The organism is Paraburkholderia phenoliruptrix, from assembly GCF_902859825.1.
Taxonomy (GTDB): Bacteria; Pseudomonadota; Gammaproteobacteria; order Burkholderiales; family Burkholderiaceae; genus Paraburkholderia; species Paraburkholderia phenoliruptrix.
Window position 1 is genome coordinate 167,023 of sequence record NZ_CADIKB010000005.1, and the last position, 26,017, is coordinate 193,039.

A 26,017-nucleotide genomic window follows, 5' to 3' on the forward strand; every position below is an offset into this window, starting at 1 on the left:
ATTTATCTGGAGAGCTGGACGGTGTAGAAGAGCGACTGCAGCGTCGGTGTGATCTGTTCGAGCGCACGGTTAAAGCGTGCCGCACTCGACACCTGCACGTACACCACATCCTTCGGCTGCAGATCGAATTTGGTCATCAGCATCAATGCATCCACTTGGGTCATGTCGAGTTGATACACGTCGGGCGTGAGCGTCTTGTCGGCGCCGCGCACCACGTAGACGTAGCGTGGATCGCCGGTCTTCACGTCGAGGCTGCCGGCGCCGGTCAGCGCGTCGGCGAGCGTGAGGCGGCCGCGGTTCATCGGCAGCGAGGTCGGCTTGTTCACTTCGCCGAGCACGAACACGCGGCTGTTCGAACGGTCCGGCACGTCGATGATGTCGCCGTCCTTCAGGAGTACGTTCTGTTGCGGATCGCCCGTTTCGAGCAGTGCTGCCACGTCGACGGTGTAGCGTTTGCCGTCGCGCGTGACGCCGACGTTCTGCAGGTCCGCATCGGGCAAGGCGCCGCCCGCGCGATTGATCGCGTCGAGCACGGTGAGCGGCGCATCGGTGATCGCTTCCGACGCGGGCGTGCGCAGATTGCCCGTGACCTGCACCGATTGACTGTTGAAGCCCGACACGCGCACGTCGAGTTGCGGATTGCGGATGGTGCGCGCCAGGCCCTTCGTCAACGCTTCCTGGACTTCCTGCGCGGTCATGCCTTGCACCTTGATCCGCCCCACGCGCGGAAAGAAAATCGTGCCGTTATTCGCGACACGAACCGTGAGGCCGCCTTCGCCGCTGCTCGTCACGGTCGGCGCGATCGGCGTCGCGCCCTGCGTCTGCGTGGGGCCGGGAGAGGGCGCGACGCCGCTCGCGGCCGGCAGCGGCGGCGTGCCGGCCGCGGTGCCCATGCCGCCCGTCAGCTCCGGATGGTCCCACACGATGATGGTCAGCTGGTCGCCGACTCCGAGCCGATATTCGTAGTGACCCCGGGTTTGCGGTGTGAGACAGGTCAACGGACAGACGGCGGGCACAGCGGCCGCGCGTTGCTGACGAAAATAGCCGACGTCGATCGTGTGGACCGGAAACTTCTCGGCGGTCTGTTCGGGCGGCGCAGGCTGCTCGAGCCTTTTCGTGTCGAGGTAAGGTCCTGGCGCGAGCGTGCAGGCACATAGAGATGCAGCCGCGAGCCCCGCAGCAATTGTTCTGGTCGTCATTTTATGGTCCCTTCGCGTGTAGCCGGTGCGTCGTTGGTTAGCGCACCGCTTCCTGCCATGCCCCGCGCATTGCGCGTAAACCCACTCGCCATTTGCGAAGCGCAAGCGCCAGTCCGCCGCGCTCGAATGCAAGCGACAATGCGCGCAGAAACCCCGGGTCCGCGCGATCGCCGATCAGCGTCGAGTAAACGACGAACGCCCATCGGCCGGGTGGCGTCAGGTGTTCGCACATGATGAGTCGGAGATTGAACGACGCGTTATAGAACGCCGTGTCGTTGAATGCGAAGCGCTGATCTTCGTCGCTGCGCTGAGCGGGAAAATGCTCGACGAGCAACGCCGGGTCGTAGACGAGCGTCCAGCCGCGCCTGCGCACGTCGAGGCTGAAGCCCATTTCGCAATGAACCTGCGCGCCGCTGCCGCGCAGGCGCGCGTCGAAACGCAGCGTGCCGATCGCTTCACGGCGAAACGCCATGTTCACGCCCTTCAGCACATCCACTTCGCGCGCCAGCCCATGACCGATGTGATGATTGCCGATCGTGCGGCCGTACCAGCGCACGATGCCGACGCACGGCTTCTGCCCCTGCAGAATGCCGTTGTTTTCATGCACAATGTCGCGTCCGCCCAACCCGCCGAGGCACGGATCGGCCTGAAATGCGCGGGCGATTCGCGCGACCCAGTCCGGATGCGGCGCGGCGTCGTCGTCGGTAAAGCAGAGCACGTCGCCGCATGCGCTCTCTATGCCGAGGTTGTACGCGGCCACCACACCGGGCTTGTGCACGAGCACCACCGCACGACGCGGATCGGGCCGCGTGGCCTCGCGCGTGCGCAGCCAGTCGAGCGTGGCATGATCGTCGTGACGCGCGATGACGATCACCTCGTCAGGCCGGCGCTCCTGTGCGTCGAGCGCCGCCAGGCACCGCGCGAGATCGGCGGTGCGACGGTACGTCGGCACGATCACGGAGACTTTCACGAGCGGTTCCCGTAGCGGCATGATCAGAATGCGTTGCGGCTGACAAAACCCTTGAAGATGGTGATGAACACAATCTTCATGTCGAACCAGAACGACCAGTTGTGTATGTAAAAGAGATCGAACTTCACGCGCGCTTCCATCTTCTCCACCTTGGCAGTCGCGCCGCGATAACCGTTCACCTGGGCCCAGCCGGTAATGCCGGGCTTGATCCGATAGCGGTGCATGTAGCCGTACACCTGATCCTTGTAGAGATCGTCGTGCTCGATCGCATGCGGACGCGGTCCGACCACTGACATCTGGCCGAGCAGCACGTTGAAAAACTGCGGCAGTTCGTCGAGACTCGTGCGGCGCATGAAAGCGCCGAGCTTCGTCACGCGCGCGTCGTGGCGCGAAGCCTGCGTGACCTGTCCCTCTGCTTCGTGATGCACGGTCATCGAGCGGAACTTGTAGATGGAGAACGGCTCGCCGTCGGCACCCTTGCGGATCTGGCGAAAGAACACGGGCCCGGGCGAGGTGAGCTTGATGCCTGCCGCCAGCACCGCGAACACCGGCGCCAATGCGACGAGTGCGGCCGCGGCGAACAGCCGGTCGAAGATGAGCTTCGGCCACATCTGCGGGGGCGAAAGCGACGGCGCGCTCAGGTTCAGCGTGGGCAAACCGACCACGTCGACAAGCGAGTGGTCGAAAAGCGAGAGGCTGCGTACGTCAGGGATAAAACGCAGATTCACGAAGTCATGCCTGAACATGCGCTGGAAGCGATAGATCGTATGTTCTTCTGATAAAGGCAACGCGAGCCATACTTCGTTCACATGCTCGTCGCGCACTTTCGCGGCGAAGGCATGTGGATCGGTCAGCACCGGCAGCCGGTTCAGCCGCGGGTTGAGCCGCGCACCGGACGATGCAAGCTCATCGACACTATTTGCAAGGCTGGTGTCGAGCACGCAGACCGGCTTGAACCCGGCTTGCGGCGCATGTTCGAGATGTGCGAGCAGCGTGCGGGCAAAACCCGGTGCGCCGACAATCGCGACCGTGCGGAAGTTCATGCCGCGCCGGCGAACGCTGCGCAATGCGACATGTACTGCGCACTTCGTCGCAATGATCAGCGCTCCTGAAATCAGCGTCGAGTAGGCGAACCAGAGGCGCGAGACGGCGTCCATGCGATGCAGCGTGAACGCGAGCAACAATGCGGCCGCGACCACGGCGAGCCATGCCGCGGCCACTCGCGCGAGCATCGCGCCCAAGGCCTTGCCGCGCCACGTTTCGTAGACGCCGAAGCCGGGAAACATCAGCAGCACCAGCACGCAGTTGAACGCAATCAGCAGGCGTTCCGTGTCCGGCAACGCCGCGAGCGTCGAAAAACGCATCCAGTGAGCGAGCAGGCCTCCCGCAATCACGAAGAGTGCGTCGAGGCATCGCGCAGTATTCCTGAACATTATTGACTCTGCGAGGTGGTCGAAACGTACAGCGTCTTATTCGACGGTCTCGGCCTGGCGCAGGCGGGGAAGAAGGCGGTCGAATTCACGCTTCACGAGGCCGTAGCACTCGCACGCGCGTGCTTCGAGCCCCTTGCGGTCGAGCACCTTGATGTGTCCGCGGCTGTGGTGAATGAGGCCTTCGTCGTGCAGCTTGCCGGCTGCCTCGGTAATGCCCTCGCGACGCACGCCGAGCATATCGGCGATCAGTTGCTGCGTGACCGTGAGGTCATTCGACGCGACGCGGTCCACTTCGATCAGCAGCCAGCGGCACAGTTGCTTGTTCAGTGCATGATGGCGGTTGCATGCCGCGGTCTGCGCGACTTGCGTGAGGAGCGCGTGCATGTAGAGCAGCATCAGACGGCGCAGAAAATCGGAGCGTGCGAATTGCTGCTTCAGAGCCTGGGCGCTCATGCGATACGCGAAGCCGGCGCATTGCACCTGCACGCGGTTCGGCATGGTTTCGCCGCCGGTGAGCACGGGTACGCCGGTCATGCCTTCGCGCCCGACCGCGGCGATCTCGACGGAGCTGCCGTCTTCCATCGTCGAGAGCATGGAAATGATCGCGGTAGTGGGGAAGTACACGTGATGGATCCGTTGGCCGGAATCGCAGAGCAATTGCTCCGTGCGCAGATGGACCAGTTCGAGGTGGGGAGCAAGCGCCTGCCATTCGTGAGACGGCAATGCGCCGAGCAAATGGTTACCGTGCAGATCTGATTGAAGTGTCAACATGATCGGTCCTCGCGTGAAGCCGCGCGTCGCGCGTCTTCCTGTTTTTGATCCGACTCCTGCACCCTTTGATAACTCGTGCGCTGCGTTGCAAACAGCGGAGGATGAACAGAATCGGCCCCGTATTGGCCTGATGTGCCGACGCCGTTCTGGTTGCTCCTCACGGCGCCGCGATGTTGCGTGCTTGTATTAGCGAGGACTATGCCAACCATAGGGAAAAGCCTGACTGGTGCGACGCAGCGAGGACGGCCCGGTCGATTCGCCTTGCCGTACGCGCCTTTTTGTTTCAATTCTGTACACCGGCCATCCAGCGGCGCGGCGCGTGCACCGGTGTTTTTGTACGAGCCAAGTGCTTGATCCGATTGACTTCGCAATAACTGGCAGCGGTTTTGCGAGGGGTACGCCAGGGTTGTCCCGCGCTTCGCGGGCGCCTTCTCACGCGGTGTCCGGGATGTGCCGGAATTGATTCAGATGTGTTCAACCGGCTGCGTGGGTTGCCGTACGGTTCGACATTTGTGATCCTCAGGAGTCGCAAAAGAAACGACAGTGACGGACTGCGCCCGACAGATGCGTTCGCGCAGCGCGAGGTTTTACGCGCCTCGCGAAGGCATGGCCGGCGGCCACTACGTTTAGCCGTAGAAGGTGGGGGACGCGGCATTGAGCGCGCGGACTTCGCCGGCGGGTGCCGCAGATGTTGCATCGGCTTTGCAGCCTGAGTTGGATGCGCGCGCAACCGTCGCGCTTTGCGGTGCCGACGGCACCAGCGGCACGATGCAGGGCCGGTTCGGTACGAGGTGAAACCAGTCGTGCGCGGCGCGATAGCGTGAGTCAATGATATGAACGAAGCGCGCAAAGCGCTTCGCTTCTACGATGAGCTGCCAGCCGTCGTCCACCGGTTCCACCGCGACCGTCAGGCCCGGATCGCTGAGCGCGCCCACACGCCTGTCGGGCAAATGGAAGGCTTCCGACATGATCCGTCCGCTCGCCGCATCGCGCAGCGTCGCGATTGTGACGTCGTGCGCGCGTGGGCCGAAACGGTAGGCATGCGTCAGATCGAAGAACTGGTCGAGGCACGCGGCCGCGGAGATGCGCTGGGTCGAACGCGGCGCGAGTTGCACCGCGCGGCTCGCCGACGCAACCTTCACAAAGCCGTCGCGCAGGCAGACGAGCTCCAGTTGCGCCTCCAGGGTGTGGTCGCGCTCATTGATCAGGTGGATATCGAGGCCGTTGAGGCCTTCGTCCGTGAACAGCACCTGAATGGGTTGGAGCGCTCGCGCGAGGCCGTGCAGCGCGCTTTTAGGCCTGCCCGTCGCGTCGATCAGACCCCAGCCTGCGCCGGGCCGCACGTCCTGAAGCTGCCAGACGAGCCCGCCGCCGCAGCCGGAGCCCGCCCTGCGCCATTCGGCGAACACATCGGCCATCAGCTCAGCCACGACCGCGCGCGAGAGGTCGAGGTAGCGCTCGGGATTTTCGTAGCGCAGGCGCGCCGGTTCGACGGCATAAAACGTCTGAAGATAATGGTCCCGCACGTCGTCGAAGTCCCAGCCCGCGCCCGGATCGCGCGGCACGGCTGCTTTCCAGCGTGGATCATGCGAATGGATGGTGCCGAGCGCTTCGTGCAAGGTGGCGTCGTCGGGCACGTTCGCGAAGGCGAGGCACTCGGCGGCAAAGCGCACCTGCGAGCGGCGCGCGTCGTCGAGCGGGCGTTGATAGGCGCCCACACCATAGTAATGAGTGATGCCCTCATTAGTGGAAAACGGCCATACGCCCAAGGACGGCGAGTTGCAGACGTACGGCACGTCGGGCCGTTCGCGCGCGACGATGGCGGGTAATTGCTGGGTGAACACTGGTTGCGCGCGCATCGAAGGCGGCAACCCGAACATCGCGGCTTGCTGTTCGGCCTCGCTGCCGCCGCACAGTACCGCGAGTGAAACATGTCGGCGCGTACGGGCGAGAAACTGCCGGGCCTCGCGTTCGATGGATGCGCTAAAGGCCGCATCGTTCGGGTAGTCGAAATTCGCCAAAGCGAAGTCCTGCCAGACCAGGAGACCGTATTCGTCGGCTAACGCATAGAACTTGTCCGACTCGTACACCATGGTGCCGCTTACGCGCAGCATGTTCATACCTGCATCGCGCGCGAGTTCGAATGCGTGCCGCAGTTGCGCTTCCGTGCCGCTCAGCGTGACGAGGTCGGCGCTCGTCCAGCACGCGCCGCGGCAGAACACCGGCACACCGTTGACACGCAGCGCGAAGCCGTCGCCGTGCGCGCCGCGCTCGACCTCGATCTCGCGAAAGCCGATGGGTCCGAGCGGCCAGCAAACCGGGCCGCTGTCATTCAGGTGCAACGTAAGCGGATATAAAGTAGGCGTGCCATGCGTATGAGGCCACCAGCGTTGAACGCTGGGCACGCGGACAGCGCCGGCAAGTGTGTATGCATCGATCCATTGCAGCGGTGAAACAGCGCCGCCGCAGTCCAACGAAGCGTGACAGGTCGCGATATCGTGTGAGTGAACGAAATGTAGCGTGAGCGAAACAAGGCCGTCGTCGCCCGCTATGCCGCTCGTGACGTCCATGCTCTCGATCGCGTGACGCGCGTCGCTCAGGAGTTCGATGGGCCGCCATGGTCCCACGGCGTGAACCGAAGGGCACCAGCCCGGCATGTGCCCGAGCAACGTAGTGCGCACGTTGCGCAGCGCAGGCGGCGTGACGAGCCGCGGCCGCCAGCGGGCGCGCGAGCGTTTTGCCGCCAAAGCTGGCGTCAAGGAGCGAAAGCAGAGGGCGAGCAGCGTGGTGCCGTTCAGCTCGATGTCGAGATCGTGCGCGACAAACATCGACTCGGAGTCGAGACGCCGGACGCCGTCGACCCAGACCTCGGCAATGGTCGCAAGCCCATGTAGGCGCAAGCGGCGCTTGCCCGTGCCGCACAACGTGACGCGATACCAGTGATCGTCGAAGGCGAGTGGGGCGGGATGCATCATGTCGAAGAGACCCGCGGCGCGGCGCGCGCTCGCGACGGTGCCCGGCACCTGCGCGGCGAGCCACCCGCCTGTGGGCAGGTCGTTCGGCGACGCACATGCGCCGGCCGGTGTGCTCACGCATTGCCAGCCGGTGTCGAGGCGTTGTGGCCAGATAGCTTCGACTGCATCGGCGAGCGCTTGCGCCTCGACCTGTGTGGAGGTTTCGTCGACCGTGACGGAGGGCGCGGCGCCGGTGTCATCGTGCTCGGGCGCCGGGCCCGTCGTCAGTGCATCCACGGCGAGTTCCTGAAGAGTCCCCGAAGCTCGGGTGCATGCGTCACAAGACGAGTGCGGCAAGCGGCGGCAATGTCTCGTCATAAGCGGTTTCGAGCACGTCGAAGCAGTCGTCGCAGAGATCGCGGCGCCCGCGGGCGATGGCGCGCACGAGCCGGAACTGCATGACCATCGACTCCGACGCGATGCGCTGTGCCGCTGCAGGAATCGTCGCGGGAATCTCGAAGCCTTGCGCGGACAACCAGAGCAGATACTTCGAGAGAAATTCGAAGTTCGCGCCGAGCTGCCGCATCAGATTGAACGAGTAGGGGTGGAAGAACGCCTCGCCGCGCTCGAGCAGCGTGTCGAGATGCTCGGGAAACGCGGCACGCCATTGCGAGATCGGGTTGCTCAAGGGCCGGCGTCCTAGATGCGCGCACAACAATTCGGCCGAGGCTTCGGCGAGCGCCATACCCTCCAGCGCGGGCCGTGCCTGCTTCGCGAATTCCACGTACGGAAACAGCAGGTCGGGTTGCTGCGCGAATTGCGGCAGCTTGCGGAACACGCCGTCGTAGTCCTCGCCGTCCAGCGTGTGATAGCCGGTGTTGTGAAAATAGCCGAGACGTCGCGTGCCGGGATCGATAAAGTCAATGCCGATCGTGGTTTTCGGATGCTCGCGGCGATACGACGTGGCACGCGTATTCGGCAGATAAAAGCCATCCACTTCGACGAGCACCGTGTGGCCACGCAGCGTTTGCGCGAGGACGCGAGCTTCCAGCGAGTCGTAGATTGCGAGTTCCTGAACCTGCGTGCCATAAAGACGCTCGAGATCCTCGAGCGGAAATTTGAAGAACGTGAACTGATCGCCTTCGAAGTCCTGTGTGACCGTAAAGGCAAAGGCGGCGCGCGGATCGAGACCAAAGCCGTGCAGCAATTCGATCCACAGGTCTACATAGCAATTGGTTTCCTGCCAGACGCGCTCGCCCTGGTGCAACAGATGCGGCTCATGCTGACGAGGCGAGGTTGGCGCAGTGCGAAGTGTCGCGATAGGCGAGGAAGGGGCCGCATCGTCGCTCGACGTTGAGCCGCGCGGCGATAGCGGCGAGCTGCAAGGCGTGCCCGATGCGCACGATCCGCCCGATGGGCGCGATTCGCCCAGACTGCTCTTCGGCAGCGGTGTCAGCGACGGATTCATACGCCGTCTCCCGCTGCGTCTGCCTGCGTGCGCATTTGTGCGATGCCCTGCGCGACGCGCGCTTCGGTTTCGCCCCATAGCAGTGCGCGCACGTCGTCGGGCCAGGCGTTGACCTCGAGCCCGTGGTGGCGGAACAGCGCGAGCGTGATGCGTTCCATCCCGAAGCCGACGCATCCGGTATGCGCGACCGTGCCGTCTTCACACGAGATCTTCCAGATGCCGCCGAAGTGATCCATGTGATAGTTGAACGACAGGCACGCGGTCTTGCTGCCGGGATTGGCGACCGGGATCAGCAGTTCGAACTTGAGCGCCTGCGCGCGCTGACTATCGGCGATGATCTTGCCGCCGCGGCCAAAGAACGGATCGTTGGCGAGGTCCACTTCGACAGGCAATTGCAGCAGCGAGACGAGCAGCGAGCCCCGTTCGATCCACATCTGCCGGAACGCCATGACCTGCTGCGCGTTGCCGAGGCGTACGTATTCGCGCTGGCGGAACATCTGCATGCGCGCGGGATCGAGCGACGGTTCGTGACGAAAGCAATACGACAACACGTCGATCGTGCGTCCGCCGGCCGGCAGCGGACCGCGCCGTGCCATCACCGGATAGATCGGGTAGCACGCCGCCGGGGTGAGCACCACGCGCGTGGGCTTCTGCTGCGCCATCCACGCGTCGCTGCGGTCGTCGTCGCTTTCGTTCATGGCGTCGTCGAGCGCTCGCAGGAGGCGCTGGTGACCCAGCTCGTTGCCGCAAAACGAGTGGATGGTCCCCGCGAGATCGGGAAAGCTCTTCAGATATTCGCTATCTTCGAAGTCCGTGCGGCGCATGGCAGGCGGAAAGCGCAACACTTCGGGGTCCTGATCGGCGCCGAGATGCGTGATCGCGACATTCAGCCGCTCCACGACGTCCTCGAAAACCTGGCTGCGGCCATACAGGCCGTTCTCGCCGGTATCGATCAGAAGCCCCGCGGCGAGCAGTTCGTCGCGAAAGCTCGGCGTAGGCGGTTGATCGGGCGTGGCGGCGAGGGCGGCGGTATCGGTCATCGTATTCATCAGGCTCTCCCCGGAGCAGCGGGACGCTGCGCGAGCAGCAGGCTCGCGGTGTTCTGCGCGATGCGGTCGTTGTTGATCATGAGCGGCGCGGAGTACAGGTCGCGCAAATGGCGGCCCACGCTGTACGGTGTGCCGTTCTTGTAGCCCGCCATGCCGCAGATCATCAGCACTTCCTGCACGACGTCGAGCGCGGTCGAAGAGATGCTGGTCTTCAGCGTGTTCATGTCGGACGCAAAGCCGAGCATGGCCGCAAGCGGCGCATCCGCTTGCGATTCGTTCAGGCGGGCGGCGTGCGCCGCGCGTGCGGCGTCGAGCGCGACCTGCAGGCGCGCCTGCATCATCTGCAGCAGACCGACGGCTTGCGCGAGGCGCATGCCGGCCGGCGGAACGGAGCCGGGTTTCGAACGCGCCTGTGCGCGAAAAAAGGCTTTCGCACGGTTGACCGCATCGGCGGCGACGCCTGTCCACACGGACGCCCACAAAGTGTGCGAAACGGGCAGCATGGTCTGGTCTGCGATGTCGGCAAAGGGCGTGGGCAGGATCTGTTCGGCAAGCCCTGTGGCAACGAGCCTGAAGCCTTCGCTGCAGGTGCCGCGCATGCCCATCGAGTCCCACACGCCGCGATGTTCGAGCAGCGTTTCTTCGCGTAATGCGACGATCAGTACCTGATCCGCTGCGGCCGACTCGGCCGTGCGGCGCGCGGTGACCAGAATGGCATCCGCATGCGCGCCATACGAAATGGTGGGCGCAAGCTTTTCGATGCGAAAGCGCGCGCCATCGAGCTCGACCGCGCAGGCACTCGTGCGCATGTTGCCGCCGATGGTTTCTTCAGACGTGGCCGAGGCGAATAGCCACTGGTGTTCCGATAGTTGCGCGAGCAACTGCCGGTGCCACGGCGAGGCGCCGCCATGTTCGTCGATACAGGCAACCTGGATCTGATGCATCGCATAGATCATCGCCGTCGACGCGCACCCTTGCGCGAGCGTTTCGCAAATCGCGCCGACGTCGGCGAGAGACAACCCCGCGCCGCCGCACGCGGTCGGCACCATCGCCGAGAGCAGGCGCTCGTGCTTGAGCGCCGCGAAGGCTTCGACGGGAAAGCGCGCTTCGCTGTCGACGGCATCGGCGAACTGTGCGGCGATGGCAGCGCAGCGCTGCGCCGCCGCGCGCCAGCCGGGTTCGGGTTCTATCGCGGTCAATGCCGCAGGCGCCGGGGATGCCGCCGGCGCGGCCGGATCCAGGAGCGGGGCATTCATGCTGCTTTCGCCTGCTGCAGCTCGGTGACCGCGGCGGCCATCGAATCGATGCTCGAAAAGAGCCGCCGCGTGAGCATGCGGTCCGGAATCTCGACGCCGAATTCATCCTCGATGGCCAGCATCAGATGCACGGTCGCGAGCGACGACAGCCCGGCCGCGTACAGGTCCGCGTCGTCCGCAAGGCTATCCGGCGAGACGTCGAGGCGGGCCGATTCAGAAAGGATGCGTCGCAATGCGGTCTTCATGGTGGTTGTCCCTCTGTTATGCAACGGTCTCGTGACATTCGCCCGCTGCGGCGAATGCATGGGTCGATCTCTGCTCGCGACGCGACGCGTTATCGGTGCCTCGTATTTAAGAATCGTCAAACTCCAGCGTCAGTGCGATGGCGCACGGAAACAGCCGTATGGCGGCCTTAACGTGTAGCCATCCTGAGGGCCCCGACTGTCGACCGAGGTCCGCAGGCGGCGCGTGACGCCGGCAGCATCGAACATTAAAGAATCCGCTGGGGAACGTGATGAACTGGAAAACGCTGGAATTCGAGCAGCTTTCTGCGCGCGAGCTGTACCTCATCTTGCGGGCACGCAGCGCGGTGTTCGTCGTCGAACAGTCGCATGTCTGTCTCGATGCCGATGGGCGCGACGAAACCTCGCTGCATGTCTTCGCCGTGGAGGACATGGCGAGACCCATGCCAATCCTCGCCTATGCTCGCGTGCAGCCCGGCGATGCCGAAGACCCCGAGGTCATGATCGACAAGGTGCTGACGAGTCCGTTGCGGCGCGGCGACGGCACGGCGGAAATGCTGGTGGAGCGCGTATTGCAGGCCATCGGCGAACGCTGGCCGGGGCAGGCCGCACGCGTGAGCGCACCGGTGGGACTGCGCGAGTTCTACGAGCAATTCGGCTTTCGTAAGACGGAAGGCCCGTATCTCGAACACGGTGTGCCGTTCATCGGCCTCACGCGGCAGGTGCGCGGTTCGCAACCGCTCGGCGCGTTACGGCGCCGCGAGCGCGACCGTGCCGCGCTTGTCAACACGTTCGAGATGCTGTAATGGAGCCGGTGCTGATCACGCCGTCGAGCGCGCGGCTCGCGCTGAGCCCGACGGCTGACGAACGGCGCGCGGCACCGCGCAAACCCGCTACGCAAACGGCGAAGTCCGTGCGCCGCCGCAGGTCGGCGCAGCTGCGCCATCCGTTGCGTTTGCCGTTGCTGCTGTTCGGTGCGACGCTTGGAATCATCGTGCTGCACCAAGGCAGAGTGGTGGAGCTCTTCTTTCCGGCCGGCGCATTCGCGGTTGCGCTGATGCTGTACCGGCGCTCGCCTGCGCATTACCTCGGTTTCGTCTGCTGGCTGTTCTTCCTGACACCTGAGGTTCGGCGTCTCGCGGACTTCGTGAGCGGTGCGTTCAATCAGCAAAGCCCCATCATGATCGCGCCGCTTGCCGCGGTTGCGCTGATGGGCCTCACGCTCGTCAAACATGTCGCGACGTTCGGCCAGCGCCGCGCCGCGCCGCTTCTACTGATCGTGATCGCGCTGGTGTACGCCTATGCGGTGGGCTTCGTGCAAGCAGGGCCGGCTGCGGCGACCTTCACGCTCATCAACTGGCTCTACCCGGTGATGGTCGCCTTTTATATGACGGTGACGTGGCGTCACTATCCGGACTATCACCGCGTTCTGCTGAAGACGTTCGTTTATGGCGGACTCCTGATGAGTCTCTACGGCCTGCTGGAATTCGTCTCGCCCATGCCGTGGGACGCCTTCTGGCTGATCGCGTCGAAAATGGAATCCGAGGGACAGCCGGTGCCGTTCGGCATGCGCATCAGCAGCACGATGAATTCATGCGGACCATTCGCGGTCACCTTGATGACGATCCTGCTGATGTCCCTCGCGGCCCGCGGCAAGGCGCGCATTGTGCTGGGTTGCGTCGGCATTCCGGCACTGCTGCTGACGAGTGCGCGCAGCACGTGGGGCGGCTTCACGATTGCGCTGATCTATTCGTTCACGATGCTCGACGGCAAGAGCCGCGTGCGCCTTCTCGCCGGCGTGCTCGGTCTCGCCGTGATGGCCGCGCCGCTGATGATGATCGACCAGGTGGCCGACCCGGTGGTGCGGCGCTTCAGCACGATACAGGACATCGGCGAGGACAACAGCTACCAGGCACGCGCGGAGTTCTACAAGAGCTTCCTCTCTTCGGCGCTCACCGATATTGCCGGGCAGGGCCTCGGCGCGACCGGTCTCGGCACCAAGCTCTCCGACGAGAAGGCCGCAGCCGCGCACGCCGACTTCGACAGCGGCCTGATGGAAGTGCCCTTCGTGATGGGCTGGCCCGGCACGCTGCTGTATACGACCGGTGTGCTGATGCTGCTATGGCGCGCCTACCGCGCGAGCCGGCGGCACGCCACCGATCTGCTCGCCATTTCCGGGGTCGGCGTGGCCGTCGCGATCTTTTCGATGATGGTCTTCATCAACACGCTCACGTCGGTCTCCGGGATGTTTTTCTTCCTCGGTGTGACGTTGCCGGTGATCTCGCTGCGCTATGCGCGAGAACGTCACGCGGCAAGCGGTGCAACGCTGGCGCGCCTGACGCGTTAAAAACGAAGGACAACAGGATGCGGATTCTCATCGTCACCCACGTCGTACGCAAGAACGATGGGCAGGGACGCGTGAACTACGAAATCGTGCAGACAGCGCTGGCGGCGGGCCATTGCGTCACGCTGCTCGCCGCAGAGGCCGCGACTGAGCTCGTCGGGCATCCGCGCGTGCGCTTCGTGCGCGTGGCGAAAAGCCGCCTGCCGACACGGCTCGTTCAGTATCAGATGTTCGCCTTGCGCTGTGGCGCGTGGATTCGCGCGCATCGCAAGGAATTCGACGTGGTGCATGTGAACGGCTTTATCGCGTGGGCGAGCTCGGACGTCAACGCGGTCCACTTCGTGCACGACGGCTGGTACCGGTGCGGCTTCTATCCATTTCGCTTTCTGCGAAGTTTCTATCACGCCTATCAGGTGCTCTACACGTGGCTCAATATAGCGTGCGAAAAGTGGTCGTTTCGCCATACCGACGTTATCGTGCCGGTATCGCAGAAAGTGGCGGGCGAAGTGCGCGCATTGGGGATTGGCGGTGCACGCGTGCAGGTAATTCATAACGGCGTCGATATCGACGAGTTCACGCCCGGCGCATCCGAGCGCGCGCGTTTCGGCTTGCCGGAAGCACCCTTCATGCTGCTGTTCGCGGGCGACCTGCGCATGTCGCGCAAGAATCTGGACACGGTGCTGCACGCGCTCGTGCAGACGTCCGCCGAGGTCCATCTCGCGGTGGCGGGTATTCTGCACAATAGTCCCTATCCGGCGCTCGTGGAATCGCTCGGTCTCTCGAAGCGCGTTCATTTCACCGACATGGTCATGGACATGCCGGCATTGATGCGCTCCGTCGACGCATTTGTATTTCCTTCGCGCTACGAACCAATGGGGCTTGTTCTGCTGGAGGCGCTGTCCGCCGGGTTGCCGGTAATCACCGTGCGCACGGCAGGCGGCGCTGAAGTGATCGGCGCGGACAGCGGCATCGTGCTCGACGATCCGGACGATGCCGCCGCGCTTGCCGCAGCGGTCATGCGCGTGGCAGGCGATTCCGGCTACGCGCGCGGCCTCGGCGAACGTGCGCGCGACGTGGCGCGCGGCCTGAGCTGGCAGGCCATGGCCGAGCGCTATCTGACGGTCTATGAGCAGGTGCATGCACGGCGCGCGGCACTGGCGCTGCCGCGCGAATGCGCGACGGAAGCGGTGAAGCTATGAGCGCGGCGCCCATCGATTCGTTGCAAATCGGCATGCACTGGTTCAATGAGCGGCCAGGCGGCCTTGACCGCATGTTCAAGGCGCTGATCGATACGCTGCCCGCGCAGGGCGTGAACGTGCGCGGCATGGTGGCGGGAAGCACGGGCGTGTTCAACGCTTCGGGAGGACGGGTGCAATCGTTCGCCGGCGCGGAGGCGCAGCTCGGCGCCCGGCTTCTCGGCTCGCGCCGGCATTCGCGCGTGCTGCGGGCCGCGCGCATGCCCGATGTCGTCGCAACCCATTTCGCGCTGTATGCGGCGCCGACTGCGGGCGTGTTTCGCGACGTGCCGAAGGTCGTGCATTTTCATGGCCCGTGGGCGGCCGAATCGTATCCGGGCGGCGGGGGCGGCATCGCGCGGGCGTTGCGCGTTGCATTGGAGCGTTTCGTCTACCGCGGCGCGACGCGTCATATCGTGTTGTCGCGGGCATTCGCACGCCTGCTTCATGAGACGTATGGCGTGGGCGAGCACAGCATCCGTATCGTGCCCGGCTGTGTCGATGTGGCGCACTTCAACGTCCGCGCGACGAGGGCCGAGGCGCGCCGGCAACTCGGTCTTGCAACGGACAGGCCGCTGATTTTCTGCATCCGCCGCCTTGTCTCGCGCATGGGACTCGAAGATCTGATCGATGCAATGGCGGTGGTCAAGCCGCTCCTGCCGGAGGTCCTGTTGACGATTGCCGGCAAGGGGCCGCTCGCCGCGCAATTGCAGGCGCGCATTGCCGCGCGCGGCCTCGATAACCATGTGCGGCTCGCCGGCTTCGTGCCCGACGAGACGGTGCCGTTGTGGTACCGCGCGGCCGATCTTTCAGTGGTCCCAACGGTGTCATTGGAAGGCTTTGGCCTCACCACCATCGAATCGCTTGCGGCCGGCACGCCGGTTCTCGTCACGCCCGTGGGCGGCCTGCCCGAAGCCGTGGCGCCGCTCTCGCGCGATCTGGTGCTGCCCTCGGGCGGCTTCCGTGCGATCGGCGAAGGCATGGCGGACGCGTTGCTCGGGCGGCGCAGGCTGCCGGACGAAGACGCATGCCGCAACTATGCGCGCAAGAACTTCGACCAGCCCGTGGTGGCCGCGCAGGTCGCGCGGATTTACCGCGAGGCGATCGAAGCGTTCTGATGTGCCCTTGATCATGCGACGCGTCACACGCAAAACATTCGAACGGCTCGTGTGCGCGGGCGCGCTTGCGCTGCCGGTGGTCGTGCTGCTTGCGGCAGGAGAACCGGGGCAGCACGCGTACAGTTCTGCAACAGCCGCTAGCGCGCGGCAGGCAGGCGAAGCGAGCGATCGCGCGAGCCCAGCGAAATCCGCGAAACTGATGCACGCGGCCGCTAGCGTTCCCGCTGCCCAGGCACAGGAAGGCGGCGCCTCTGCTTCGTTATCCTATCGAACCTCGTGGATCGGCAACACCTGGGGTTACGGCGACGGGCGCTGGATGCAGATCGACGTGCAGGCGATAGCCGTCACGCCGCAAGGCGACGTGTTCACCAACGCGCCGTGGGATGAGAGCGGCGGCGAACTCAGCCAGTATCGCAACGGCGAGCTGCTGCGTCACGGCGGCGAGACGCATGGCTGGGGCGTGATGGGTGGCGACGCGATTGCCGTGAACGACGACTACGTGTACGTCGCGCAAAGCATGGTGAGCCTCGGCAATGAGACCGCAAAGCACAGACCATCGCCGCGCGAGGGCGAGGTGTGGACCGGCGTGTCGCGCCGCAGCCGCATCGACATTCGCGACGGCGTGCCGTTTGCGGGGCAGGTGAAATTCCCCGCCGGCAGCCGGCTTTCCTATCTGCTGATTTCGACGTATTCCGCGAAAAGCGACTATGCGATTCGCGGATTGGCTGCGGACGACACGCGTCTTTTCGTGTCGAATGCGCTCGAGAACCGTGTGCAGATTTTCGACGCGCAGACCATGCAGGCCGTCGGCGCATTCGCCGTGCGCGAGCCGGGACGTATCGCGCTTGCGCCCGACGGCTCGCTGTGGATCATCGAGAACAGCCGCAGCGACGGCGCGCAGCGCGTGGTGCACCACGCGCGCAACGGCGCCGTGATCGACGAGTTGCCGGTGCCGGAAGGCGCGGTCCCGGTGGACATTGCTGTCGATGCGCGCGGGCGTGTCTTCGTCGCGGACAACGGCGCGCGTCAGCAAATCCTCATTTTTTCCGCCGATGCAAGCCAGTCCGCCGCCAATTCCCAGCAGACAGCCGCGATGAAATGGACGGCGAGCGTCGGGCAGGAGGGCGGCATCTATGCGGGCCGTGCGGGCGCTCCGGGGCCGCTGCGCTTTAATGGCTTGACGGGCGTCGGCGTGGATCGCGCGGGCAACGTCTATGTGTCGATGAACGGGGCGGGGCCGCGGACCTTCGGCACCGGACCCAGCACCTATGACGGCGCGCTGCTCGAAAGCTACACGCCGGATGGACGACAGCGTTTCAGCTTGCAGGGGCTGTTGTTCGTCGACGGTGCGCAGTTTGTCGATGGCGGCCCGCCCTCCGTGTATAGCGGCAGCAAGCGCTTCACGCTCGATCTTTCACGCGCGCCCGGCGACGAGTGGTCGTATGCGGGCTATACCGCCGACCGGTTCCGCTATCCGTACGATCCGTACTTTCATCTTTACCTCGGCGGCCAGCGCGGCATGCCGATGGTGCGCGACATCGAAGGCCACAGGCTCCTCTACACCACGGACATGTACTCGTCGTATCTGCGCATCTACCGTTTCGCCGCCGATCGCGAGACGGCGATTCCATCCGGACTCTTCGCGCAGGCGCATATCGACGGCACGTGGCCGCGCAATCAGCCCGCACGCGGCGAGTGGATCTGGCGCGACGCGACAGGCGCCGGCGACTTCTCGCCAGCTTCGTTCGATGAGACCGGCGCGGGTACGGACGCGCCCGCCGTGCGCGGCTGGTGGGTGGATAGCCGCGGCGACGTCTGGCAGGGCACGGAAGCGGCGGGCATTCGCGTGTTTCCGTTGCAGGGTTTCGACCGCGTCGGCAACCCGGTCTATCGATACGCCGCGATGCGGCAATACGCGGCTCCCGCGCCGTTCTACCGCATTGCCCGCATTAGCTACTTTCCCGACGACGACGCGCTATTCGTTTCAGGTTCGACACGCGCGCGCCCATTTGTTCAGGACAACTGGAATGGTGCCGGTTCACAGCTGGCGCGCTACGACCACTGGAAAAGCGGCAAGCCGGTGCTGCGTTATCTGATCGACCTGCCCGATCGCGGGGCGCCCGAATGGCTGTCGATTAACGGCTTCGCGGTGGCGGGCGACTACCTCTTCGCGGTGGAGACCCGCAGCGCCGCGGTGCGCGTCTACGACCGCGAAAGCGGTCGCGACGTGGGCCGTCTGACACCGGGCAAGGAAGTGGGCGCGACGAGCGGCTGGGCCGACGTGCCCATGCCCGTCACCGCGCATCGCCTCGCGTCGGGCGAATACCTCGTGTTCGTCGAGGAAGACGCGCGCGGCAAAGCATTGATGTACCGATTCACACCGCCGACGGCCGCACTAGCGGCCGTCCGCCGCCACCTCACCCACGCTGCAGGCACACCATGAAAATCGTTCATCTTTCCAATCATGCGCTCAATGTCGGCAACGGCATCGTCAACGTGATGGTCGATCTTGCGTGCATGCAGGCGCGCGCGGGGCACGACGTGACCGTCGCTTCGGGCGGCGGCGGATTCGAGGAACTGCTTGCGCGGCACGGCGTGCGTCACCTGCTGTTGCCGCAATCGCCGCGGCCCTCGCGCGTGCCTGCGATGGTGGCGGGCTTTAATCGGCTCGTCGCGCGAATCGACCCCGACGTCGTTCATGCACACATGATGACGGGAGCGTTGATTGCACGCTTCGGCGTGCTGCGGCGGCGCTTTGTACTGGTCACCACCGTGCACAACGAGTTCCAGAAGAGCGCGTCGGCAATGCGCGTCGGCGACCGTGTCGTCGCAGTGAGCGAGGCCGTCTACGAAGCGATGGAGCGGCGCGGCATTCCCCGGTCCCGTCTTGCCGTCGTGCGTAACGGTACGCTTGGCACGCCGCGGCTCGCGGACGTGGCAGCGCCGAGCTTGCCCGCACTGGCGCGTCCCAGCATCGTGACGGTCGCCGGCATGTACGAACGAAAGGGCATTCGCGATCTGCTGCATGCGTTCGCCGCATTGCGCGAGCGTTTGCCTGACGCGGTGCTTTATCTCGTCGGCGAAGGTCCGGATCGTGCCGCAATGGAGCAGCTCGCGGCGCAGCTGGGGGTGACGCAGCACGCGCGCTTTGTCGGTTTCGTTGCGGATCCGCGTGGCTACCTGTCGAAAGCGGACGTGTTTGTGCTGGCCTCGCATAACGAACCGGGCGGTCTCGTGCTGTGCGAGGCGCGCGAGCATGGCTGTGCGATCGTGGCGACGAACGTGGGCGGTAATCCGGAGATGCTCGACGGCGGCGCGGCGGGCCTGCTCGTGCCGCCGCACGATCCTGCGCGTCTTGCACAGGCGCTGGAGAAACTGTTGACCGATCGCGATGCGCACGCGAGGCTCGCTGCGCGTGCGTTGGAGGATCTCCACAAGTTCAGCGTGCAGCGGGTGAGCGACGGCTACCTCGCCATCTACGAGCGCACGCTGGCGAGTTGCCAGCCACGCCGGTTCGCCAGCCTGACGGCGGGTGATGCCGCCGCGGCGCACGTCGGCATGGCCGATACGGCAAGCCATTCGGCCCCGCTCTAAGAGACTTGCGCGGCGCGCAGCGAGCGGCGAGCGGAGGGCGGCCCATGGGACAACGTGGCAAAGCGCGCACGCCCTCATGCCGCAGAAGGTTCGCTAAGCTAAACAATTTTCGAAGCGAAACGTTCGCGGCATTTAGCCTGCCGACAACGTCACCCGAGCCCACAGCTTGTAGACGAAGCCGCGCAATTCAGCGGAACCGTGCAGCGAGAGCCCAAGATTCGCGCCTACCAGCACGAGCGCGGCGGCGATCTGCGAGGGCAGCGTGGTGAACACCTCGACGAGCGCAAGCGCGACCAGCAGAAAGCCGAGGTGCACCAGCATATTGCGCAGAATCGATCCGACATGCAGCCGCGCGACGTACAGCAGGACGCCGTAATCGAACAGCGCTTTCAACACGACGACGACCGCGGCGCCCATGATGCCGAACCAGTGAATGCCGCACCACAGCGCGCCCGCGAAGATCGGCAACTGCACCCAGCTCACGACCGCGATATACGCGGGGCTCGTCTGCGCCTGGATCAGGATGCCGAGAATGCCCGCCTGGCCGCCGAGCCACACGGCGAGTACCAGTACGCAGGCCACCGGCGCTGCCGCCGCGACGGTCGGCCCGAGCCACAACAGCAAAAAGGGCTTTAACGCAAACATCGCGATGATGAGGCAGGGCGTGAACGCGCCGTTGAGAAAGGCGAGCGCGCTGCGTGCAATCGCATCGGCGTCCGCGCGTGAGACGGCGGACAAGCGCGGGAACAGCGTACGCACCATCGCAACAGGCAGCAGGTTCAGACGCGTGATGAGGTTTTGCGGCGTCGCATAGTAAGTGACGAAGCGCGCGCCGAGGAGGGCGCCGACCAGCACCCGGTCGAGCGTCGACGCAATCATGCCCGCGCCGGTGAAGAGCAGCAGCCAGCGCCCGTAGCGGAACAGTTCGAGCATCACGCGCCATTGCGGCATACGCACGCGGCGAATGCCGATGGCGCGAAACGCCGCCGCGCCTAGCATCAAGCCGGCGAGAAGCCGCGCGAGCACCGCGGCCGGAATGACCACGGCGAGCGAAGGCGAGAAGCAGAAGATCGCCGCCAGCGGCAGCAGTTGAAAAAGCGCCGTGCCGAGCGTCTGATTGATGTTGAAGCTCGCAAAGCGTTCCACTCCATTGATCGCGCCCGCGAACACCCACGACACGTTGGCGATGGGCACCGCGACCGCGATCCACGGCAAGCTCGCCATCACCTCGCGCTGGAACTCCGGCTCGATCTTCACGCCGTGCGTGATGTAGACCACGGTGCCCGCATAAATGATGAGTCCGCCGAGAATGCCGGTGCCGAGATTCATGAACCACGCGCTCCAGAAAATGCGCTCGAGCGAGTCGTCGTCGGCGGCGCGCGCTTTCGAGATCTGATTTTCGGTGGCGAGGCTCGTGCCGAGATCCAGCACGCTGAAATAGCCGATCAGCGTCCACACGAGATTGATGACGCCATAGCGCTCGACCCCCATCAGATGAATATAGGCCGGCACCGTCACGAGCGACACGAAGGTCGGAGCAATCGCTCCCGCGAAGTTGATGACGATGTTCCTGACGATACTTCTTTCCATGGTGCGCTGTCCGGCGGGAATGTCGTGCAATGGTGCGGTTCGTGCTGGCGGCTGTCGGTGCGCGGCCGCACCCACGAGCGCGCGCCTTGCGATGGCGTTCGCGTCGCAGGCATCGATAGTGCACGCATGCGCCGTTTGCCTGTGTGGGTGGCCGTACAGATAGGCGTTATCCGCCGCGGTTAAATGGGCCTCGACCGCACAGCGGCCGCAGAACGCGCATCGCGAGGACAGCGTGACTGAATTGAATGAACTGAACGCGCAGCTCATCTCGATCTGCATTCCGACCTGCAACAGGCCGGGCCTGCTGGAAGAGGCGATTCGAAGCTGCGAGGCACAGACCTACGCGGATTTCGAAATTGTGATCGGCGACGATTCGAGCGACGACCGCACCGAGCAGGCCGTCAAACGCTGCCGTCTGCACGCGAAGCACCTCATCCGCTACGAGCGCAATGTGCCGCGGCTCGGTCAGGCAAGCAACGTCAATCGGCTGTTTGCGCGGGCGCGGGGCGCGCGGCTCGTGCTGCTGCACGACGACGATCTGCTCGAGCCGCATGCACTGACCACACTCGATGCATGCTGGCAGGCTCATCCGGACCTGTGCGCCGCCTTCGGCAAGCAGCGCGTGATCGCCGACGACGGCACGCCGCGGCCCGACGCCACCGCGCGCCTCAATCGCGACTATGGCCGCGTGCCGGAGCGTGCCGGGCGGCTGGCGGTGCCGGCGCTCGCGGGCATCGACCAGATGTTCCCCAACAATGGCTACCTCGTGGACACGCTGGCTGCACGGCGCATCGGCTACCGGCTCGCGGCGCAAGTGGGCGAGGCCTGCGATTTCGATTTCGGCTTGCGTCTATGCGTCGAGGCGGCCGGCGTGTATTTCGCCGACGAATTCGTCTCGGTGTCGCGCGAGACCGCCTTGTCGATCTCGACCCATGCGTTGCCGGCGATGCACGCGTTCGCGCAACTGTGCGAGAGTGATGTGCCGGCGGCCGCACGGGCCGCGCGCGACGCCGCGCTGCGGCGCGTCGCACCGCGGGCTGCTTCCGCCTACGCGCGGGCCGGCGAGGCGGGCGCCGCGTGGCGCGTGCTGCTCTCGAAGCATTACGCGTTGCGCGACCGGCTGAGCGCGCGCTTTCTCTACCACGTGCTGCTCGCCACGCGCTCGACGCTCTCGCCGCGCACGCCGCCCGGAGGTTGAGCGCGCAACGTTTCGCGTCTCGCGTACATGAAAGGATGAGGCCGGGCCAATGTGGCGGGGCGTACAGAGGCGAGGGGCGGGCTTTGCTGTAATGCCCGAAAGAAGACTGATGAGGAGCGTAGTGTGAGGCCAGTAGTCTTCGACGGCCAGTTCGGCTGGTTGCATCCGGCAGCCGGGCCGCACGGCGTGGTGCTGTGCTACCCGTTCGGCTACGACGCGCTCTGCACGTATCGCGGCATGCGCCGGCTCGCCGAGCGACTCGCCGCGCGCGGCATCGCGGTGCTGCGCTTCGACTATCCGGGCACCGGCGATTCGGCGGGTGATCCGAGCGAGCCGGGCCGCTGGCGCGCGTGGATCGGCAGCATCACGAAGGCCGTGGCGCTGCTGCGGCAGTCGACGGGTGTCGAGCGCGTGAGTCTGTGCGGGTTGCGGCTCGGCGGCACGCTCGCCGCGCTGGCCGCTCAGCAACTCGGTGATGTCGACGGTCTCGTGCTGCTCTCGCCAGTGCTCTCCGGCAAGAACTATCAGCGCGAGTTGCGCGCGGGTTACCGCCAATGGCTGTCGATGCCCGCGGCGATGGACTGCACGCCCGAGCCCGACACCGACGAGTTTGTCGAAGCGTACGGCTTCCGGCTTTATCGCGAGGCGCTCGAGAACCTGCGCGCCGTCGATCTGCGCCGCGACGCGGCTGCGCCCGCAAGGCGCGTGCTCATGCTCGACTCGCTGGACGCCGCGCGCGTCGATGCGCTCGCCGCGCATTATCGCGAGCAGGGCATCGAAGTCGAGCGTCTGGGCTTCGATGAATACAGCAAGTTCATGATGGAGTCGCTCGACAGCGAAATTCCGCGCGCGGCATTCGAGTCGGTCGAAAACTGGCTTGCAGCGGGTTCGGGCGAGCTTGCAACGGCTGCGCGAGACGCCGACACGCACCTTAACGCCGGCGATCCCGAAGGGCATACGGTCGAAGCGGGCGTGACCGAGACGCCCGTGTGGATTGACGGCGGCAGAATGTTCGGCATCTACTGCACGCCGCACGCGTCTTTCGTCACGACGGGCGGCGCGCCGGCCGTGCTGATGGTCAACACCGGCGCCGTGTCGAGAATCGGCAATGCGCGGCTTGGCGTGCGCTTCGCGCGGCGTCTCGCGCGGCAAGGCATCGCCTCGCTGCGCGTCGACCTGGGCGGACTCGGCGACAGCCAGCCTTCGCTCGACACCGTGACGCTCGACGCGCTCTACGCGCAGGACGGCGCGAACGACGCAGCGTGCGCCGCGCGCTGGCTCGCGGCGCGCGGCCACCCCGGCGTGGTGCTGCTCGGCATCTGCGCGGGCGCTTACGTCGGTCTCTACGCGGCCTCGCGCGAGCCGGCGGTGACAGGCGCGGTACTCGTCAATCTGCAGAAATTCACGTGGCGCAACATCTGCGACGAAAACGGCAAGCCGACCGTGCGCGTCGCGGCAATCGGTTCGACGCGCAGCTATCTGCGCTCGATGTGTGAGCCGCGCAAATGGCTGCGCGTCGTCAAAGGGCAGACGGGCGGCTGGCCGGTCGCGCGCGAGCTGGCCGCGCGCTGTGCGTCGCGTTTGCGGGCGACGCTAGCCGACCGCATCGAGCGGATCACGGGCCTCGAACTCGGCGCGAGCGAAGAACGGCGCCCGTTCGCCGCGCTGGACGCGCGCGGCGTGCCCACGCGGCTGCTGTACGGCGTACTCGACGACGGCGTCGAGGAGCTCGAGAAATACTTCGGAGTCCGAGGCGCCCGCTTGCGGCGCTTGCGCCGGGTCCAGGTGTCGTTTCGCGAGCACATGGACCATGCCATTCTGTCCGCCAGCGCGCAGGACAACGTGATGTCGTATTTCGAGGACTTCTATCGCAGCCAGTTCGGCGAACAGCCCGGCGCCGTGGCAGACGAACCCGCCGACTCCAGGGACGCCGGGCGCAGCGGCAGGCGGGCGCGCGCCGCGCAATGGCTCGCGCGGCAGGCTCGCGCGTTTCGTTTATCCGGGGAAGCCTGATGAATTCGCGGGACAGCGCGCTGCGCGTTGCGCGAAGCACGCTGTGTCTTTTCGATCGGTTTGCCCGCGCCGCTGGGCGAGCCGGTCCTGATCCATTCGCGGCGCTGTTCTGTTGCGCTGGAGGCGTGCTGTGAATAGTCAATCGGAACTGGACCGGATCAATCGGGTGGCATGGAATTCGCGCGACGCGGCCCGTGTTTTCACGGTCGACAAGACCTTTTCCGACGCGGGCGAAGAGGCCGCGTTCGACTGGCTCGCGCCGCGCTGTTCGGGCGCGCCGCTGCTCGACATCGGCATCGGCACCGGTCGCACGATTCCGCTCATGCTCGCCATGTCGAACGAGTACACCGGCGTCGACTACACGCCGAAGCTGCTGGAGATGGCCCGCTCGCGCTACCCCGGCCGCGATTTGCGGCATATGGATGCGCGCGATATGTCCGAACTGCCGTCCGACCACTATGGACTCGCCGCGTTCAGCTGGAACGGCATCGACTGCGTGGACTACGGCGATCGCGTGAAGATCCTGAAGGAGATGTATCGCGTGGTGCGGCCCGGCGGCTATGTGTTTTTCTCGTCGCACAATCGCGGTGGCCCCGGCTATCGCGAGAACATCTGGCAGCTGCTGCCGCATTTCACCTTCAATCCGCTCAAGCTCGGCTGGCGTACGCTGCGTTCGATGCGACGCTTCCAGCTCGGCACGCTCAACTACGTGCGCAACGTCAAGCTGAATCGCGACTATGGCGGCTATTCGGTCAAGACAGCCGCGGCTCACAACTTCGGCATCGTGATCGTGTACACGACGCTTGGCGAACAGCGCCGGCAGCTGGCGGAGGTCGGCTTGCAATGCGACGCGGTGTTCGATAGTTGTACAGGCAACCGTATTGCCGACGATGTGAACGAGAGCGACGCCTGGTGGTTCCACTTCATCGCGCACAAGCCGCTTGCCGCCTATTGCGTAGACGAGGAGAGCGGCCATGCACGCTCAGGCACTGCGGATTGACGAGCCGCATCCTGCCGGCTTCGACGAGCGGCGCTTTCGCCGCGCGCTGGGCCGCTTCGCGACCGGCGTCGTGGTGATCTCGACAGGCAGCGGCGAGCGCCTGCATGCGATGACGGCCAACGCCTTCATGTCCGGTTCCCTCAAGCCGCCGCTGATCGTCGTATCGGTCGGGCAACGGGCGCGCATGCACGAGCGGCTCATGGCGAGCGCGTTCTTCGGCGTGAGCGTGCTGTCGGACGCGCAGGAGGCCCACAGCCGCCACTTCGCGGGCGAGCCGCAGAGCCGGCTCGCACCGCACTTCGCGCCCGTCGAGGGACTCGCGGACGTGGTGCTGCTCGAACATGCGGCGGCGCGCTTCGCCGCGCGCGTAGTCGACCGCCATCCTTGCGGCGATCACACGCTCTTCGTCGGCGAGGTGCTGGTGTTCTCGCTCGACGCGCACGCGCCGCTCATCTTCTTCGGCGGGCGTTATGGGTCGGTCGCTGCCTGTTCGACCGCGGGTCCGTCTTTTGCGGCGAGCCATGATTGATGGGGGGCCTTTCCGTTCAGACAATTTGCCTTGCAACGTGCGTCTTCGCACGAT

20 protein-coding genes are annotated in these 26,017 nt (G+C 65.3%); 10 read left to right on the top strand and 10 right to left on the bottom strand.

Translation table 11 applies throughout. The features are described from left to right. Positions 1-2: 2 nt before the first annotated feature. The 9 genes from HV711_RS08380 to HV711_RS08420 form a co-directional block, all read right to left on the bottom strand. Entirely contained in the window at positions 3-1,199 is a 1,197-nt protein-coding gene (locus tag HV711_RS08380) for a polysaccharide biosynthesis/export family protein (protein WP_035477406.1), read from the bottom strand. A gap of 37 nt (positions 1,200-1,236) precedes the next feature. Continuing rightward, positions 1,237-2,190 (bottom strand): glycosyltransferase family 2 protein, encoded by a 954-nt coding sequence (locus tag HV711_RS08385; protein WP_013588574.1) that lies wholly within the window; start codon positions 2,188-2,190, stop codon positions 1,237-1,239. A 2-nt stretch (positions 2,191-2,192) separates the two neighbouring features. After that, the gene (locus tag HV711_RS08390) at positions 2,193-3,602 is read right to left on the bottom strand and encodes an undecaprenyl-phosphate glucose phosphotransferase (RefSeq protein ID WP_035477405.1); all 1,410 of its coding nucleotides are present in this window, start codon (positions 3,600-3,602) and stop codon (positions 2,193-2,195) included. Positions 3,603-3,638: 36 nt separating this feature from the next. Continuing rightward, on the bottom strand, positions 3,639-4,373 hold the full coding sequence (locus HV711_RS08395; protein WP_006048767.1) for a Crp/Fnr family transcriptional regulator: 735 nt from the start codon (positions 4,371-4,373) through the stop codon (positions 3,639-3,641). A gap of 626 nt (positions 4,374-4,999) precedes the next feature. Beyond that, positions 5,000-7,624: a glycoside hydrolase family 2 protein gene (locus tag HV711_RS08400; RefSeq protein ID WP_035477404.1), complete on the bottom strand. Its 2,625-nt coding sequence runs from the start codon at positions 7,622-7,624 to the stop codon at positions 5,000-5,002. Between the two features lie 40 nt (positions 7,625-7,664). Then, entirely contained in the window at positions 7,665-8,795 is a 1,131-nt protein-coding gene (locus HV711_RS08405; RefSeq protein ID WP_028363284.1) for a DUF1839 family protein, read from the bottom strand. Then, the gene (locus HV711_RS08410; protein WP_035477402.1) at positions 8,792-9,844 is read right to left on the bottom strand and encodes an amino acid--[acyl-carrier-protein] ligase; all 1,053 of its coding nucleotides are present in this window, start codon (positions 9,842-9,844) and stop codon (positions 8,792-8,794) included. The genes HV711_RS08405 and HV711_RS08410 overlap by 4 nt, the downstream gene beginning before the upstream one ends. Further along, complete coding sequence (locus HV711_RS08415; RefSeq protein WP_035477400.1) at positions 9,844-11,100, bottom strand: acyl-CoA dehydrogenase family protein; 1,257 nt, start codon at positions 11,098-11,100, stop codon at positions 9,844-9,846. Before HV711_RS08415 ends, HV711_RS08410 begins: the two co-directional genes overlap by 1 nt. Further along, complete coding sequence (locus tag HV711_RS08420; protein WP_013588568.1) at positions 11,097-11,345, bottom strand: acyl carrier protein; 249 nt, start codon at positions 11,343-11,345, stop codon at positions 11,097-11,099. The genes HV711_RS08415 and HV711_RS08420 overlap by 4 nt, the downstream gene beginning before the upstream one ends. Positions 11,346-11,614: 269 nt before the next feature. Between HV711_RS08420 and HV711_RS08425 the strand changes: the two genes are divergently transcribed. The 6 genes from HV711_RS08425 to HV711_RS08450 are packed head-to-tail and all read left to right on the top strand — an operon-like array spanning position 11,615 to position 19,633. Continuing rightward, on the top strand, positions 11,615-12,148 hold the full coding sequence (locus HV711_RS08425; protein ID WP_035477398.1) for a GNAT family N-acetyltransferase: 534 nt from the start codon (positions 11,615-11,617) through the stop codon (positions 12,146-12,148). Further along, positions 12,148-13,689 (top strand): O-antigen ligase family protein, encoded by a 1,542-nt coding sequence (locus tag HV711_RS08430; protein ID WP_035477395.1) that lies wholly within the window; start codon positions 12,148-12,150, stop codon positions 13,687-13,689. The genes HV711_RS08425 and HV711_RS08430 overlap by 1 nt, the downstream gene beginning before the upstream one ends. 17 nt (positions 13,690-13,706) lie before the next feature. Further along, positions 13,707-14,885: a glycosyltransferase family 4 protein gene (locus HV711_RS08435; protein WP_035477393.1), complete on the top strand. Its 1,179-nt coding sequence runs from the start codon at positions 13,707-13,709 to the stop codon at positions 14,883-14,885. Then, positions 14,882-16,039 carry a glycosyltransferase family 4 protein gene (locus HV711_RS08440; protein WP_028363278.1) on the top strand — a complete coding sequence of 386 codons (1,158 nt, stop codon included), beginning with the start codon at positions 14,882-14,884 and terminating at the stop codon, positions 16,037-16,039. The genes HV711_RS08435 and HV711_RS08440 overlap by 4 nt, the downstream gene beginning before the upstream one ends. 13 nt (positions 16,040-16,052) lie before the next feature. Then, on the top strand, positions 16,053-18,482 hold the full coding sequence (locus tag HV711_RS08445; protein ID WP_035477489.1) for an NHL repeat-containing protein: 2,430 nt from the start codon (positions 16,053-16,055) through the stop codon (positions 18,480-18,482). Further along, a complete protein-coding gene (locus HV711_RS08450; RefSeq protein WP_028363276.1) occupies positions 18,479-19,633 on the top strand; it encodes a glycosyltransferase family 4 protein in 1,155 nt (384 codons plus the stop codon). Before HV711_RS08445 ends, HV711_RS08450 begins: the two co-directional genes overlap by 4 nt. Positions 19,634-19,765: 132 nt before the next feature. Here HV711_RS08450 and HV711_RS08455 read toward each other — a convergent pair whose 3' ends face one another. Then, entirely contained in the window at positions 19,766-21,223 is a 1,458-nt protein-coding gene (locus HV711_RS08455) for an oligosaccharide flippase family protein (RefSeq protein WP_013588561.1), read from the bottom strand. A 232-nt stretch (positions 21,224-21,455) separates the two neighbouring features. Between HV711_RS08455 and HV711_RS08460 the strand changes: the two genes are divergently transcribed. The 4 genes from HV711_RS08460 (at position 21,456) to HV711_RS08475 (ending at position 25,963) form a co-directional block, all read left to right on the top strand. Beyond that, on the top strand, positions 21,456-22,421 hold the full coding sequence (locus tag HV711_RS08460) for a glycosyltransferase family 2 protein (RefSeq protein WP_035477390.1): 966 nt from the start codon (positions 21,456-21,458) through the stop codon (positions 22,419-22,421). 123 nt (positions 22,422-22,544) lie between these two features. Next, a complete protein-coding gene (locus HV711_RS08465) occupies positions 22,545-24,434 on the top strand; it encodes an alpha/beta fold hydrolase (protein ID WP_035477388.1) in 1,890 nt (629 codons plus the stop codon). Positions 24,435-24,564: 130 nt separating this feature from the next. Continuing rightward, on the top strand, positions 24,565-25,434 hold the full coding sequence (locus HV711_RS08470) for a class I SAM-dependent methyltransferase (RefSeq protein ID WP_028363273.1): 870 nt from the start codon (positions 24,565-24,567) through the stop codon (positions 25,432-25,434). Further along, positions 25,409-25,963 carry a flavin reductase family protein gene (locus tag HV711_RS08475; protein ID WP_035477386.1) on the top strand — a complete coding sequence of 185 codons (555 nt, stop codon included), beginning with the start codon at positions 25,409-25,411 and terminating at the stop codon, positions 25,961-25,963. The genes HV711_RS08470 and HV711_RS08475 overlap by 26 nt, the downstream gene beginning before the upstream one ends. The last annotated feature ends 54 nt before the right edge of the window (positions 25,964-26,017 follow it).

Bases quoted from the DNA above. Each gene is read 5' to 3' on its own strand.
- HV711_RS08390 (WP_035477405.1), bottom strand. From the start codon at position 3,602: ATGTTCAGGAATACTGCGCGATGCCTCGACGCACTCTTCGTGATTGCG.
- HV711_RS08420 (WP_013588568.1), bottom strand. From the start codon at position 11,345: ATGAAGACCGCATTGCGACGCATCCTTTCTGAATCGGCCCGCCTCGAC.
- HV711_RS08415 (WP_035477400.1), bottom strand. From the start codon at position 11,100: ATGAATGCCCCGCTCCTGGATCCGGCCGCGCCGGCGGCATCCCCGGCG.
- HV711_RS08425 (WP_035477398.1), top strand. From the start codon at position 11,615: ATGAACTGGAAAACGCTGGAATTCGAGCAGCTTTCTGCGCGCGAGCTG.
- HV711_RS08435 (WP_035477393.1), top strand. From the start codon at position 13,707: ATGCGGATTCTCATCGTCACCCACGTCGTACGCAAGAACGATGGGCAG.
- HV711_RS08385 (WP_013588574.1), bottom strand. From the start codon at position 2,190: ATGCCGCTACGGGAACCGCTCGTGAAAGTCTCCGTGATCGTGCCGACG.
- HV711_RS08450 (WP_028363276.1), top strand. From the start codon at position 18,479: ATGAAAATCGTTCATCTTTCCAATCATGCGCTCAATGTCGGCAACGGC.
- HV711_RS08395 (WP_006048767.1), bottom strand. From the start codon at position 4,373: ATGTTGACACTTCAATCAGATCTGCACGGTAACCATTTGCTCGGCGCA.
- HV711_RS08405 (WP_028363284.1), bottom strand. From the start codon at position 8,795: ATGAATCCGTCGCTGACACCGCTGCCGAAGAGCAGTCTGGGCGAATCG.
- HV711_RS08475 (WP_035477386.1), top strand. From the start codon at position 25,409: ATGCACGCTCAGGCACTGCGGATTGACGAGCCGCATCCTGCCGGCTTC.
- HV711_RS08380 (WP_035477406.1), bottom strand. From the start codon at position 1,199: ATGACGACCAGAACAATTGCTGCGGGGCTCGCGGCTGCATCTCTATGT.
- HV711_RS08445 (WP_035477489.1), top strand. From the start codon at position 16,053: ATGCGACGCGTCACACGCAAAACATTCGAACGGCTCGTGTGCGCGGGC.
- HV711_RS08410 (WP_035477402.1), bottom strand. From the start codon at position 9,844: ATGAATACGATGACCGATACCGCCGCCCTCGCCGCCACGCCCGATCAA.
- HV711_RS08440 (WP_028363278.1), top strand. From the start codon at position 14,882: ATGAGCGCGGCGCCCATCGATTCGTTGCAAATCGGCATGCACTGGTTC.
- HV711_RS08430 (WP_035477395.1), top strand. From the start codon at position 12,148: ATGGAGCCGGTGCTGATCACGCCGTCGAGCGCGCGGCTCGCGCTGAGC.
- HV711_RS08455 (WP_013588561.1), bottom strand. From the start codon at position 21,223: ATGGAAAGAAGTATCGTCAGGAACATCGTCATCAACTTCGCGGGAGCG.